This window comes from Peptoniphilus grossensis (assembly GCF_001940285.1).
Taxonomy (GTDB): Bacteria; Bacillota; Clostridia; order Tissierellales; family Peptoniphilaceae; genus Peptoniphilus_A; species Peptoniphilus_A faecalis.
Map to the genome: position 1 here is coordinate 1,269,032 of NZ_MJIH01000001.1, position 14,155 is coordinate 1,283,186.

Sequence of the window (14,155 nt, forward strand, 5' to 3'; positions counted from 1 at the left end):
TAAATTCTAATTTTAGGTCAGTTCAAAATTCAAGAATCCCTTTATGTCTATGAATAGGTTTATTCGTCGAAGCCACCTGTGTAGAGGTTGTAATAAATTCCTTTTTGTTCAAGTAAATCTTTATGGTCTCCTCTTTCTACAATTTCTCCATTTTGTAAAACTATTATTACATTGGAATTCATAATAGTTGAAAGTCTGTGGGCGATTACAAAAGTTGTTCTACCTCTCATAATTTCGTCCATTCCACTTTGTACAATTTTTTCTGTATGAGAATCTATGGAGGATGTTGCTTCATCGAGAATCATAACTGGTGGATTAAAAATTTCTGCTCGGGCTATGGATAATAGTTGCATTTGACCTTCAGATAATTCGCTGCCTGCTCCAGTGATAATTGTGTCGTAACCATCCTTTAGATTTTTTATAAAATTATGAGCGTTAGTTCTCTTGGCAGCTGCAATAGTCTTTTCCATGTCAACTTCATCTACAGAATAATTTATATTTTCTGCAATTGTTCCGGTAAATAGATGCGTATCTTGAAGGACCATACCAAGTGATGAGCGAAGATCTTTCTTTTTTATTCTCTTTATATCGAAGCCATCGAAGGTAATTTCACCACTGTCAATGTCATAAAATCTATTTATTAAGTTTGTGATAGTGGTTTTTCCCGCTCCAGTTGCACCAACGAAGGCAACTTTTTGCCCTGGTTTTGCATAGAGATTTAGATTTTTAAGAATTTTATTCTTGCCGTCATAGGAGAAAGATACGTCATTAAATCTAATATTGCCCAAAAGTTCTCTGTATTCATCTGTTACAAGGTCATGCCAAAAATATTTTTCTTTTCCATTAACTTCACGTACAACTTTTTCTACGTCACCAGAATAGTCTTCTGGACTGACTTCTAAGAAGTCAAAAATTCTTCTTGCACCTGCAATTGCAAGCACAACGGAATTTATATTGCCACCTATTTGACTCATGGGTCCAGTAATAGTTCTTGATAGCTGCAAGAAAGATGCAACTACGCCAACAGTAATACCAAAGCCGCCATGTACTGCCATTAGTCCGCCAATTACTGCAAATAAAATGTATTGAAAGTTCCCTATTCCAAAGATCATTGGAAAAAGGAAAAGTCCTAATCTATTTGCGATCATGGTGTTTTCCATAAGTTCATCGTTTATAATTTTGAAGTCTTTTTTTGCAGCTTCTTCGTGATTAAAAACTTTTATGACTTTTAGTCCGTCAGTCATTTCTTCGATGTATCCATTGGTTTTTGCGAGAGAATTTTGTTGACTCATAAAATAATGGGAGGATTTTCCACCAATTACATTCATGACAAAAATCATAAGTCCAACTGTAAGGATTATTATAAGAGACAACAATATAGATTGAGAAAACATGGCGATTAAAACCATTGTTATTGTCATAAGTGAGGATACAAAGGAAGGAAAAGATTGGGAAATCATATCTCCAAGTGCTCTTACGTCATTTGTGTAGTAACTCATAATGTCGCCGTGACTTTTGCTGTCGAAGTAAGATACTGGAAAAGACTGCATCTTTTTGAACATCATCTTTCTAATGTCTCCGAGAGTGTTTTCGGAAATGTAAACCATTAGCCTTGAATATGCAAAGGATGCAAGTACACCTATTGCTAAGAATAAAGACATTTTAATTAGCAATGCCAAGAGATTTGAAAAATCGGGAACGTCAGTATTTAAAAGTGGAAGTACATAGTCGTCGATTAAAAATCTCATGAAAAGTGAGACGGAAATCGTGGCAAAGGATGAAATTATTACAAATAAAGAAACTGCAAGGAGTTTATATTTATGCCTCTTAAAGATAAAGGAAAATAATTTTTTTGCTGCAGTTTTATTTTCTAGAGATGTAATTTTTGTTTTATTATTGCGCATCAAAATCACCGTCGCTTTCTTGAGTTTCATTAATTTCTTTATAAATTTTACTGTTTTTGATTAAATTTTCGTGTGTTCCAATGTTCTCTATTTCACCAGAATCCATGACGATGGTATAATCAGTATTTTTTAGTGATTTAATTTTTTGTGAAATCAAAATTTTTGTCATATCGGGTCTTAAATTGTTTAGAGAATTAATTATTTTTTCTTCGGTATTATTGTCTAGGGCTGAAGTTGAGTCATCCATAATTAAAATTTTCGGGTTTTTTAAAATAGACCTTGCAATAGAAATTCTCTGTTTTTGTCCACCAGAAAAGTTAGTGCCACCTCTTTGTACAACCATGTCGAGATCTTTTTCTGGGTCTATAAAGTCGTCGCATGACGCAATATAAAGTGCCTCTTTTAACTCTTCGTCAGATAAATTTTCATTAGCCCATTTTAAATTTTCACGAAGTGTGCCAGTAAATAGTTGGTTTTTTTGTAAAACGACAGAAACTTGATCTCTAAGAGCTACAAGATCATAATCTCTAACATTTTTTCCACCAACATATACTTCTCCACTTGTAGTGTCAAAAAGTCTTGCTATTAGACTTATGAGAGTAGATTTACCAGAGCCTGTTGGACCAATTATTCCAACATAGTCCCCAGAGTTTATCTTTAAATTTATATTTTCTAAAACTGATTTTTTTAGGTCACCTGAATAAGAAAAATAGACATCATCAAAAACAATTTCTCCATTTTTCACTTCACTTACAGCATTTTCAGGACTAAATATAGATGGTTTTGTAGCAATTACTTCGTTTATACGTACAATGGAATTTCTCGCTATAGTGATTTGTACGATAATCATTGAAAGCGTCATGAGCGAAATTTGAATTTGAATTGCATAAGTCACAAGACCTGTTAGTGCACCGGTGCTCATGTTTCCAGCCACAATGAAGTGACTACCAAGCCATGCAATTAAAATCGTCATAAGGTATGTGGAAAAATTCATAAGTGGATTTGTAAAGGCGAGAAGTTTTTCTGCCTTAATGTAATTATTTTGAAGATCGTCAGAAACATTATTAAACTTTTTTATTTCCTTATCTTCTTTTACAAAGGATTTAACAACTCTAATTGCAGACAAGTTTTCTGACACATCTGTGTTTAATTTGTCTGTTATTTCAAAAACTCTTTCAAAAATTGGATAGGCTCCCTTGATTATAATTCCCATTCCAATTGCAATTAGTGGAATTATAATTATAAAGGTTGGAGCAAGTTCTTTGGAGAGTTTAAAACTCATGATAAAACAAAAGAACATTGTAAGTGGAGATCTTATCGCCATTCTAGTAGTCATTTGGAATGCCATTTGTACCATTTGTACATCGGTAGTCATCCTAGTGATGAGAGTTCCTCTCTTGAATTTGTCCATGTTTTCAAAGGAAAAATTTGTAATATTCTCAAACATGGAGTAACGCATATTTTTTGCAAGGCCACTTGATGCCTTTGTGGCAAGATAACCTGAAATTATGCCTGTTGCAAGAGAAATTGCTGCACATATAAATAATATAATGCCAAAATGAATTATATTTTCACTTGAATTTTTTAGTATGCCTTGATCAATAATTTTTGTCATGTAAAAGGGAATAGATGTATTCGTTAAAACTTCTAACAAAACAAAAAAAGGCGAGAGTACTGCATACTTTTTGTACTCGCCTAAATTATTAAAAATAATTTTTAACATATAACACTTCCTAAATCTATTTAATTATAATATATATATACCCAAAATAATTTAATAAAACACTTTAATAAAAATATTATATACCTTATTTAAAGGAATTGTATTTAAACCGCATTTGTAATAATATATATATGGAGGGATATTATGGTAGACAATAAAAAAGAAAAAGATTTAATTGAAAACTCTAAGACTCTTTCTGATTCAAAAAAGAAAGAAATGAAAGCAAACATTGATCAACAAAGGGAAATAAAATCAGAAGATAGACCAGATTCTGATATATACGCTAAAACTAAAGGAAAAGATCATGAAACGGGAATTAAAATCCCAACAGATGCAGAAGTTGAAGAAGCTAAAGAATGGGTTGACAAAGAAAATAGAATGTAAAATATGGCCTAGTGATGGGCCTTTTTTCATAAGAGGTGAAAATGGACAAGAAATTTTTAGATTGGCTTCTTAACATAAGGACTGAGACATTAAATAGATACATGATTGCAATTACACATCTCGGGACAGGTGGTGCTATTTGGCTATTTACAACATTTATTCTCTTTTATCTCGGCTTTCGAATTGAGAGCATAAACATAGCTCTAGCACTAATTTTTAACGGAATAGTGTGCAATTTATTTTTAAAGAATATTTTGAAAAGGAAAAGGCCTTCTTGGATTTCAAAGGTTGAACTTTTGATAAAGAATCCAACAGACTTTTCTTTTCCATCGGGGCATGCATCTTCATCCTTTGCTGCTGCACTAACTATTTATTTTTACTTTAAAGGAATGGGGATATTTTTTCTAGTTGTTGCAACATTAATTTCACTATCAAGAATTTATCATTTTGTGCATTATCCCAGTGATGTAATAATCGGGGCAATACTCGGAATAATAATTGCTCTTTTAACAAAAAATAATTATGATAAATATATATTAGAATTTTTGCAAAGTAATGCTATATTTTTATTTAGACCTCTTCCTAAGCTCTAAGAAAAATTTGGTAATTAGATTTGCACATTCTTTTTCGCAAATACCAAACTCATAACTAATATTGTGATTAGTTATGAGTTTTTCTATTTTCTGATGAGAAACAACTGCACCAAATCTTTTGTTTCTAGCACCAAAATATAAATTTCTAATTCTAGAATTTAAAATTGCACCAACACACATTAGACAAGGTTCTAAAGTTACATAAATGTCTGAACCTTCTAGATGATAGGAATTTAAATTTTTAGATGCCATATTTATCGCCATAATTTCTGCGTGAGCAATGGGAGAGTGAAGTTTCTCTTTTTTATTGTATCCATATCCAATTATTTTATTGTTTTTTACTATGACACATCCAATGGGCACATCATCTGATAAAAGTGATTTCTTTGCGTAATGGATTGCCTTTTTCATATACTTAATTTCCATAAAATTATTATATCAAATAAATTTTTTTAATGTGTTGGATTTTTGCTTCTATAAAAGTTTATATGAAAAACCCTCTCTGTGATATAATATTTAAAGGTGATAAAATGTCAGAATTAAATTTAGAACTTGAAGTTTGTGGCGGATGCAATGAAAAAATTGGCGTTAAAGATTTAACCAGCATTCTAAAAGATTTAAATCCCTATAAAAGAGAAGAAATAACTGTGGGTTTTGATAAAAGAGATGATGCTTGTGTTTACAAAATAAACGAGGACATCTCACTTGTTGAGAGTTTAGATTTTTTTTCTACAATGGTAAAAAGTCCCTATGACTTTGGAAGAATTGCTGCAACAAATGCGATTTCTGATATTTATGCAATGGGTGGAGAGCCAAAATTTGCACTAAATATAGTTTGCTTTCCCGAGGGAGAGAATCTCGAAATTTTGAGGGAGATTCTCCGAGGTGCAAGTGATGTATGTAGGAAAGCAGAGGTTTCCATAACTGGTGGGCATTCCATTCACGATAGTAAAATAAAGTTTGGTCAATGTGTGACGGGAATTGTTAAAAATAGAGAAATTTGGAAAAACAATGGTGCAAAAGTGGGAGATTATTTTATTTTGACAAAACCACTTGGAGTGAGTCTTATTATGAGTGCCTATTCCGTAGGCATGACATCAGAAAACAATTACATAGAAGCAATTAAAAAAATGACTACATTAAATAAAGATGCAGCAGAAATTTTAAAAAAATATGAAGTTTCCTCTGTTACAGATGTAACGGGATTTGGTTTAATAGGTCATTTAGACGAATGTACTGAAAATTCTGTGGAAATTTATGCGGATAAAATAAGTTTTTTGCCAGGAAGTTATGAAGCTGCTAGTGAATTTTTATTTACTGCAGGAGGGCAGAGAAATAGAAGGGCACTAGAAGATGAAGTTGATTTTACTTTTGATGATTTTGCACTAGAAGAAGTTCTCTTTGATCCACAAACTTCGGGAGGTCTTTTATTTTCAGCAAAAAAAGAAGAAGCAGATAAAATTTTAGATGAAATGAAAAAAAGGGGAATACCTGCCTTTTTTGTTGGTCGTGTAATTCCAAGGGGAAATAAAAAATTTAAGGTGATATAAATGGAAATTGATGCAAGGGGATACGCTTGTCCAAAGCCCGTCATCATGGCAAAAAGGGCAATTAGCGAAAATAATACAGAGAAATTATTAGTAAAAGTTGACAACGAGATTGCAACAGAAAATTTGAGAAAAATGGCAGACCAATTGGGGTATAAATCAACTGTAATTGAAAATTCTAAAAATGATTATGAAGTACATCTTAAAAAAATAGGAGATGTTAAAAAATTTGAAGATATTGACGACGAGTATGTAGTGATTTTTTCTTCAGACAAACTTGGCATTGGCGAAGAAGAATTTTCGAAGAAGCTAATGGAATCTTTCACTTACGCCCTTTCAGAAGAAGACAGTCATCCAAAATATATTTTGTGCTACAATTATGGAGTTCATCTAACTACAATAAATGAAAAAATTGTAGAAGATTTAAAAAAACTAGAGGAAAAAGGCACAGAAATTTTATCATGTGGACTTTGCCTTGAAAATTATAAATTAAAAGATAAATTAAAAATTGGCGAGATAACAAATATGTATAGAATTTGTGAAATAATGACAAAATATAGAGTTGTAAAGCCATGCTAGAATACTATATCTTGACCTTTGATTCTTCAAATAAATCAATTAAGGCGGAGAGGATCCTTCGTAAAAACAAATTAAAGGCGAGGGTAATTCCTATTCCTGAAGAACTTTCAAGGGGTTGTGGATTTTCTGTAAAGCTGGAGGGCGAATTAGAAATTGCCAAGGATTTTTTAAAAGAAAAAAATATTTATTCAAGGGGAATATATAAATTCAAAGAAGATTCTGGAAGGAAAATTATAAAGATTGGTGAAAAATGATTTATTTAGACAATTCATCTACTACTCTTATAAAACCAGATGTGGTTTCAAAGGCTTTATATGAAGCTATTGCAAGCCAAAAATACTCCAATCCATCTCGTGGATTTTACCAAGAGGCGATAAATTCCAGTGAAGCAGTTTACGATGTAAGAGAAATCATAGCAGAATTTTTTGGAGTAGAAGACCCACTAAATGTTGCCTTCACGGCAAATATTACTACTTCACTAAACTTAGTTTTAAATTCGATTTTTAAAAAGGGAGACCACATAATTACAAGTGTAACGGAGCATAATTCGGTCCTAAGACCGCTATACCAACTTGAAGATAGAGGTGTGGAGCTTTCCTTTATAGACATTGATGAAAATTATAACTTAAAATTAGAGGAACTTGAAAATTATTTAAAAGACAATACTAGGGCAATAGTTATAACTGCCGAGTCTAATGTAAGTGGAGTTAGGACTGATTTAGAATATATTTACGAATTTGCCATTGCTCATGATCTTTTAGTAATCATTGATGGAGCACAAGTTGCAGGAACTGCAAAAATAAAATTTAATGAGAGAAAATATCCAAGGCTAATTTTTTGCATAACAGGACACAAAGCTCTTTTTGGGCCGACGGGGACTGGAGCGATAATAGATATGTCGGGGGAAAAATTTAAAAATGTATTCACTGGCGGTAGTGGGGTAAATAGCTTTCATAGATTTAATTCAGTTGAGATGCCCGATGTCTTTGAATATGGTACAATTAATTTTCACTCAATACTGGCACTTGGTGCAGGAGTAAAATTTATTGACGGGATTGGAATAGAAAGAGTTTCAGAAAAAATTCACTCATTGCGACAAAGACTTTTTTATGGTATAAGGGAAATTCCAGGGATAAAATTATTTTCAAATGAAAGGGACTCAAGCATAGTTTCCTTTAACTACAGAGAATATCCGTCATCTGAAATTTGTAAGAAAATGTATAAAATAAATAAAATTGCCTCTAGGGGAGGAATACACTGTGCACCACTTTTCCACGAGAAAGTCGGAACAAAGACAAGGGGCATAGTGAGGTTATCACTTTCCTATTTTAACAACAATGACGAAATAAATAAGACAATAGATACGATAAAACTGATAGCAGAAACTAGCTAGGAGGAAAAAATGACTTTTAAAATAATATCCGACTCTTCATGCGATTTAGATAAATTTACGCTGGAGAAACTGAGTGTAGATGTTTTAAAAATAAAAAGTACAGACGAAAATGGTGAAGATTTGCCAGAAGAAATAACCAATAAAGAAATTTACCGAGAAATGAGAGAGGGAAAATTTTTTAAGACAAGTCAAATTACTTATTATGAGTACTTAAAAAAATTCGAAGAACTTGCAAGTGAGGGACTTGACATTATTTGCATGACGCTTTCGTCTGGACTTAGCGGAACTTTTCAAAATGCTTACATGGCAAAAAAAGAAGTTGAAGAAAAATATAATGTAAAAATAGAAGTCTATGACTCTCTTGCAGCATCAGTTGGATTTGGTCAAATAACATATTTTGCAGGACTCGCCGCAAAAAATGGTGCAAGTTTCGAAGAGATTTCAAGGCTTATAGAATTCTTAATTGCAAACACAAAACATGTTTTTACAGTTTTCGATTTAAAATATCTTTACGAAGGGGGAAGAGTTTCAAGGGCAAAGGCAAGAATTTCAAATGTCCTAAATATTCTTCCAATACTAGAGGTCGATAAAGAGGGAAAACTTTATGTTTCCGATGTAGTTCGTGGGAAAAACAAATCCTATAAAAGAATGGTAGAAATTATTTCTGAAAAATCCACATCAGATGGAAGCGACAGAATCTTTCCAGTTTATGCAGATGATAGAGAAATTTTAAATCCTTTAATTGATAGATTAAAAGATAAAGGTTATGAAAAATTTTTATGCCTAGAGATAGGCCATGTAATTGCAGCTCACGTTGGTCCAGACATATGTGGTCTAGGTTACTTAACAGAAAATATTCCAGAGGAATTTAAAAAGTACTTAGATTAAAATAATAAATCTAAAGGGGAAGTCAAAACTATGACTTCTTTTTTGTTTAAATTCGATTTTTTGAGGTTAAGGTTTTTTAGTTATCTTCTTTAATGAATAAAGGGAGATTAAAAATACTATAAATTCAGATACAAAGGCTCCAAGGAATAAATATCTTGTTCCAAAAAGTTTTACACATAGATAAATAGAGATAAATAGAGAAATAGATCCTCTAACAAGATTTATTAATATTGAATATTTTGGATTTCCAATTGCTGAAGAAAGTGATGCTATGAACAAATTACTTCCTGATAATAAAAACATCAAAGCATAAAGCCTCATCGGTCTAATGGAAGATGAAATCATGGTCTTGTTTTCTAAAAACATATTAAATAATTTTTCTGAACCAAAATAGGATATTGCATACATTGTAATTGCAATTATAGATATAAAAACAAAACTCATTTTAATAATTTTCAAGCTTTTTTCCCTTTCCTGTGATCCATGGTAATAGGATAGAAGAGGAAGAGTACCATGACAGACTCCCTGGAAAGTTGAGTTTGCAAAAAGCGACATATAATTTATAACTGCGTAGGCAGATAAAAATTCTGGTGAGATGTATTTAATTATAAATAGATTGAAAATAAAGACGAAGGTTGCTGTGTTTAGTTCTGATATAAATTCGCCAAAGCCATAGGATGCTGTGGTTTTTAAATAATCAAAAATTTCTCTAGAGCTCATTTTTATTTTTATAAAGCGAAGATAGCCCTTTGTAGATCTAAAGTGAATAAAAAATATGAGGCAAGATAGAAATTGAGCAATACCAGTAGCAAAGGCAGCACCTTTTACTCCCATTTGAAATTTGTCGATTAAAATATAATCTAAAACAATATTTGTAACGCAAGCGGAAATTGCACCGAATATAGCAGTTCTAGGATATCCATCTACCTTTACCAAAACTTCAAAGGCATAAGAAATTATATAAAAGGGAGAGAAAAATACGATTATAGATAAATATTGGTGTGACAGAGGAAATAAATTAGAGTCAGCACCCAAAAATAAAAGGATTTTATCCATAAAAATTAGTGCAAAAGCAGCAAGAAGAACTGCAAAGGCAAGTATAAAAACAATTATAAAAGTAAAGACTTTATTTGCTTCATCTCTATTTCCCTTGCCAAGTTCAATACCAATTATTGTTTGAGATCCGACTCCCGTTATAATTGCAATGGCAAAGAGAAAGTTCACATATGGAATTACTATTGTTACAGCAGATAATTCTAATTCACCAGCAAAATTTGCTACAAAAAAGCCATCGACAATTGTGTAAATTGAAAAGACCCACATGGCAATAATTGATGGGATTACAAATTTAAAAAACTGTCTTTTTAAGTTCATAAAACACCTCTATTTATTTAATTATATATCAGCATAAATTTTGAATCAATAAAACAAAAAAGTCATATATATTACCAATTTTCTCATCTCTTTGATATAATAAAGATATAAAATTATGGGAGGAAGATTATGAAACCAATTATAGGAATTTCTGTGAACTCACTTAGAGATATTTCCCAAAATGATGTTGGACAAATTGGGGTGGAAGGTCAAGATTGGCAACTTATTGCAGCCGATTATATTAGAGCTATCGAGAGAAATGGCGGCGTGCCAATATTAATACCAAATATAAAGAGTTTGGAAGATATGAGAATTGTACTAGACAAAATTGACGGATTGCTTTTATCTGGTGGTCACGATGTAAACCCAAGGATTTATAACGAAAGGAACAGTGGAAAAGCTGGAAAATTTGACAACCTTAGAGATCATGAAGAAATTTTTATGACACAATATGCACTTGAAAAGGACATACCCTTTCTTGGAATATGTAGAGGTCTTCAAATTTTAAATATCACTTTAGGAGGAACTATTTATCAAGACTTGCCGTCAGCAGGTTTTCCTGCACATTCGATGAGCAATTCACTTAGAAATGAACCATCACATTCAATAAAGATTATAAAGGACTCTCCACTTTATGAAATTTTTGAAAGGGACGAAATTTGGACAAATTCCTACCACCATCAAGGCATAAATGAACTTGGCAAAGATTTAAAAAAAGCGGCACTTTCAGAAGAAGGACTTGTGGAAGCAGTATATCTTGATGACAAAAAGTTTGCCTTAGCAGTACAATGGCATCCTGAAATGATGTATGATGATAAAGGTATGAATAAAATCTTTGAAAAATTCATTGAAACCTGCAAATAAAAGCCAAAAGAAGCCCTTGTTTAGAATTCTAATCAAGAGCTTTTTTATTACTCAAAATAATCTATAAAAGTTTTCACTGCGATACCCGTCCTTTTGTTGTAAAGTATACCTTCACAGTGAGGCCAGCTATCTTTGCCTACTGTTTTTTTCGCTTCTTCGTAGTCCTTTTTCTTTGCGATTTCTATATTGCCTTCAAGTAGTCTTGGCCCCTTTTCAATGTAGACTACATCATTTTCATATCCAGGAATATCTTTTAGTTTGTGGGAAAAATTATCTAGCCCCCTTTTTTGAGCTAAATAAAACAAATCATCCATTAACTCATTATATTCCTCTTTATTGGCCCCTTGCATTAAATAATCAAAAGTTTTTTTATCGTCACGAGCCATTTTTTTAACAGAAGGGGCATACATAGATCCATCTTGTGGATAAATTACCCTGTCAAAGGAAAAATTATTATCTTTATTTAAAACATATTGAAATTCCATAGGCCTTCGATAACCAGATTCTTGTTCAAAAATTCCATCTTTAAAGAAATAATTTTGATTATATACATTAGAAAGTAAAATTAATTTTCCATCTTCAAAAAAATCCTTTACAAAATAAGTACTATAAGCCCCAAGTTCATCTGGAAATTTTGGATTATCAATTTCTCGCAATTTATTTGAAAGTAAATATGAAAAAGCCTTATCTCTTAGAGAAACTTTAGACTCGATTATTTTTGAGTCACTTTTTCCGATTTCTTCATTTTCAAAAATATTATTTTTAGCTTTTTTTGCAAATTTAATTTTTCTATCATTTGATGAAATTATTACATCGCCTACATTGTTTTTGCTGCTTTCTACTTTTTTGTCAGTAAAGCTTGCATTATTAAAAAGTTTTTCATATTGATCTAAATTTATTTCGCCAATAATTTGTGAAAGAGGAAATTCTTCCTTGGACTCTCCAAGATTTTCTCTAGCAATATAAAAATTTATTTCTGGTTTCTTTGCCACATTTTTTTCTTTATCCTCTATTTTATTTTTTGCCTCAACTATTTTCTTTTCAACAATATTATTTTCTTGATTAGAATTTCTATTTTTTCCACAAGCTGCAAATAACAAAATTGTAATCAAAGAAATTAATAAAATTTTAAAGATTTTCATACTTTCCTCCTTTTATATTATAGTATAATAAATTAAAACAAAACACAATTATAAAGGTACTATTAATGCTTTAAATGTATGATATAATAGTTGTAATTTTAATCAAGGGGGATGCTATGAAAGCTGTTATAACTGTCATCGGCAGTGACAAAATTGGTATTGTATATGAAGTAGTAAAGAAGATGGTGGAGTTTGACCTAAATATTGTAGACATCACTCAAACAATTTTAGACGGTTACTTCACAATGATTGTAATAGTTGATTTAACTAAGATGAATGTTGAATTCCAAGAAGTTGTTGATGCTTACGAAAAACTTGGCGAAGAACTAAATCTTTCTATTAGAGTTCAACATCAAGGTATCTTCGACAAGATGCACCAAATTTAAGGAGTGCCCTATGGATAAAAAAAGAATTTTGGAGACAGTTAGGATGCTTGACCAAGAAAACCTAGATATTAGGGCAGTAACTCTTGGCATATCACTTTTAGACTGCATAGATAAAGATGGCGATGTTGCACGCAAAAAAATTTATAACAAAATAATAAATTACGGAAAACATTTAGTTAAATACGCAAATGAAATTGGCAAAAAATATGGTGTTGAAATTGTAAACAAAAGAGTTTCTGTAACGCCTATTGCCCTTATTGCAGGTGCAACTGATGAAAAAGACTACACAGAATTTGCAAAGACTTTAGATAAGGCTGCAAAGGAAATTGGAGTAGACTTTATCGGTGGATTTTCTGCATTAGTTCATGGAGAAATGACTCCAGCTGATGAAATTTTAATAAATTCCATTCCTCGTGCACTTTCCGAAACAGAAAAAGTTTGCTCTTCAATAAATGTTGGAACTACAAAAAAAGGTCTAAATATGGACGCAGTTAAGCTTATGGGAGATATAATTCTCGAAACTGCGATAAATACTAAGGATGCAGATTCTATTGGTTGCGCAAAATTAGTTGTATTTGCAAATGCAGTTGAAGACAATCCCTTTATGGCAGGAGCTTTCCACGGCGTTGGAATGGGAGATGTAGTTCTTCACGTTGGAGTATCTGGACCGGGTGTAGTTAAATACGCACTAGAAAAAGTTAGAGGTAAAAGTTTTGATGTAGTTTCTGAAACTATTAAGAAAACGGCATTTAAAATAACGAGATTGGGCGAACTTATAGGCACAGAAGTTGCAAATAAAGTGGGAGTTCCCTTTGGAACAATTGACTTATCTCTTGCACCAACGCCAGCTATTGGCGATTCCGTTGCACGAATTTTAGAAGAAATCGGCGTAGAGTTTGCAGGAGGACATGGAACTACTGCGGCACTTGCAATGTTAAATGATGCGGTGAAAAAGGGCGGAATTATGGCATCAGATCACGTTGGAGGACTTAGTGGAGCTTTTATTCCAGTAAGTGAGGATGAAGGAATGATTGAAGCTGCAAGGAAGGGTTACATTGGGCTTGATAAACTTGAAGCCATGACTTGTGTATGTTCTGTAGGTTTAGACATGATTGCAATTCCAGGGGATACAAAAGCATCAACATTAGCTGCAATAATAGCAGATGAAGCAATGATTGGAATTATAAATCAAAAGACTACTGCAGTTAGAATTATCCCAGTAATTGGAAAGGGCGTTGGAGAAGAAGCTACCTTTGGTGGACTTCTAGGTTCTGCACCAATAATTCCTGTTCATCGAGGAAGCAGTGAAAGATTTGCAAGTCGTGGAGGATTTATACCTGCTCCAGTTCACAGCTTTAAAAATTAATATATAAAAAAG

General features: G+C 32.2%; 15 protein-coding genes. 10 read left to right on the top strand and 5 right to left on the bottom strand.

The features are described from left to right. Positions 1-59 precede the first annotated feature (59 nt). A complete protein-coding gene (locus BIV18_RS06120) occupies positions 60-1,904 on the bottom strand; it encodes an ABC transporter ATP-binding protein (RefSeq protein ID WP_075659766.1) in 1,845 nt (614 codons plus the stop codon). Continuing rightward, entirely contained in the window at positions 1,894-3,627 is a 1,734-nt protein-coding gene (locus tag BIV18_RS06125; protein ID WP_075659767.1) for an ABC transporter ATP-binding protein, read from the bottom strand. Before BIV18_RS06125 ends, BIV18_RS06120 begins: the two co-directional genes overlap by 11 nt. 144 nt (positions 3,628-3,771) lie before the next feature. Between BIV18_RS06125 and BIV18_RS06130 the strand changes: the two genes are divergently transcribed. Both BIV18_RS06130 and BIV18_RS06135 read left to right on the top strand, forming a co-directional pair. Continuing rightward, the gene (locus tag BIV18_RS06130; RefSeq protein ID WP_075659768.1) at positions 3,772-4,011 is read left to right on the top strand and encodes a CDIF630_02480 family spore surface protein; all 240 of its coding nucleotides are present in this window, start codon (positions 3,772-3,774) and stop codon (positions 4,009-4,011) included. A gap of 41 nt (positions 4,012-4,052) precedes the next feature. Beyond that, positions 4,053-4,604, top strand: coding sequence for a phosphatase PAP2 family protein (locus BIV18_RS06135; RefSeq protein ID WP_075659769.1), 552 nt, complete (start codon positions 4,053-4,055; stop codon positions 4,602-4,604). Here the strand turns inward: BIV18_RS06135 and BIV18_RS06140 are convergent. Continuing rightward, entirely contained in the window at positions 4,578-5,015 is a 438-nt protein-coding gene (locus BIV18_RS06140) for a nucleoside deaminase (protein ID WP_083635540.1), read from the bottom strand. The two genes, BIV18_RS06135 and BIV18_RS06140, sit on opposite strands and share 27 nt — an antisense overlap. Positions 5,016-5,134: 119 nt before the next feature. Between BIV18_RS06140 and selD the strand changes: the two genes are divergently transcribed. The 5 genes from selD to BIV18_RS06165 are packed head-to-tail and all read left to right on the top strand — an operon-like array spanning position 5,135 to position 9,011. Beyond that, positions 5,135-6,154 carry a selenide, water dikinase SelD gene (selD, locus tag BIV18_RS06145; RefSeq protein WP_075659771.1) on the top strand — a complete coding sequence of 340 codons (1,020 nt, stop codon included), beginning with the start codon at positions 5,135-5,137 and terminating at the stop codon, positions 6,152-6,154. Continuing rightward, positions 6,155-6,730, top strand: a complete 576-nt coding sequence (gene yedF, locus BIV18_RS06150) for a sulfurtransferase-like selenium metabolism protein YedF (RefSeq protein ID WP_075659772.1) — start codon at positions 6,155-6,157, stop codon at positions 6,728-6,730. Further along, a complete protein-coding gene (locus BIV18_RS06155; RefSeq protein ID WP_075659773.1) occupies positions 6,724-6,984 on the top strand; it encodes a putative Se/S carrier protein in 261 nt (86 codons plus the stop codon). Before yedF ends, BIV18_RS06155 begins: the two co-directional genes overlap by 7 nt. After that, positions 6,981-8,123, top strand: coding sequence for an aminotransferase class V-fold PLP-dependent enzyme (locus tag BIV18_RS06160; protein ID WP_075659774.1), 1,143 nt, complete (start codon positions 6,981-6,983; stop codon positions 8,121-8,123). The genes BIV18_RS06155 and BIV18_RS06160 overlap by 4 nt, the downstream gene beginning before the upstream one ends. Positions 8,124-8,132: 9 nt before the next feature. Then, positions 8,133-9,011 carry a DegV family protein gene (locus BIV18_RS06165; RefSeq protein ID WP_075659775.1) on the top strand — a complete coding sequence of 293 codons (879 nt, stop codon included), beginning with the start codon at positions 8,133-8,135 and terminating at the stop codon, positions 9,009-9,011. Between the two features lie 66 nt (positions 9,012-9,077). Here the strand turns inward: BIV18_RS06165 and BIV18_RS06170 are convergent, their stop codons facing one another. Then, on the bottom strand, positions 9,078-10,385 hold the full coding sequence (locus BIV18_RS06170; RefSeq protein ID WP_075659776.1) for an MATE family efflux transporter: 1,308 nt from the start codon (positions 10,383-10,385) through the stop codon (positions 9,078-9,080). A 129-nt stretch (positions 10,386-10,514) separates the two neighbouring features. On the opposite strand from BIV18_RS06170, the gene BIV18_RS06175 reads away from it, so the two are divergent. Next, entirely contained in the window at positions 10,515-11,249 is a 735-nt protein-coding gene (locus BIV18_RS06175; RefSeq protein WP_075659777.1) for a gamma-glutamyl-gamma-aminobutyrate hydrolase family protein, read from the top strand. 47 nt (positions 11,250-11,296) lie between these two features. On the opposite strand, the gene BIV18_RS06180 is transcribed toward BIV18_RS06175, so the two are convergent. Next, complete coding sequence (locus tag BIV18_RS06180) at positions 11,297-12,391, bottom strand: hypothetical protein (protein ID WP_075659778.1); 1,095 nt, start codon at positions 12,389-12,391, stop codon at positions 11,297-11,299. 116 nt (positions 12,392-12,507) lie between these two features. On the opposite strand from BIV18_RS06180, the gene BIV18_RS06185 reads away from it, so the two are divergent. Together BIV18_RS06185 and BIV18_RS06190 are read left to right on the top strand one after the other, a co-directional pair. Next, complete coding sequence (locus BIV18_RS06185) at positions 12,508-12,777, top strand: ACT domain-containing protein (protein ID WP_075659779.1); 270 nt, start codon at positions 12,508-12,510, stop codon at positions 12,775-12,777. A gap of 10 nt (positions 12,778-12,787) precedes the next feature. Then, on the top strand, positions 12,788-14,143 hold the full coding sequence (locus BIV18_RS06190) for a PFL family protein (RefSeq protein WP_075659780.1): 1,356 nt from the start codon (positions 12,788-12,790) through the stop codon (positions 14,141-14,143). Positions 14,144-14,155 lie beyond the last annotated feature (12 nt).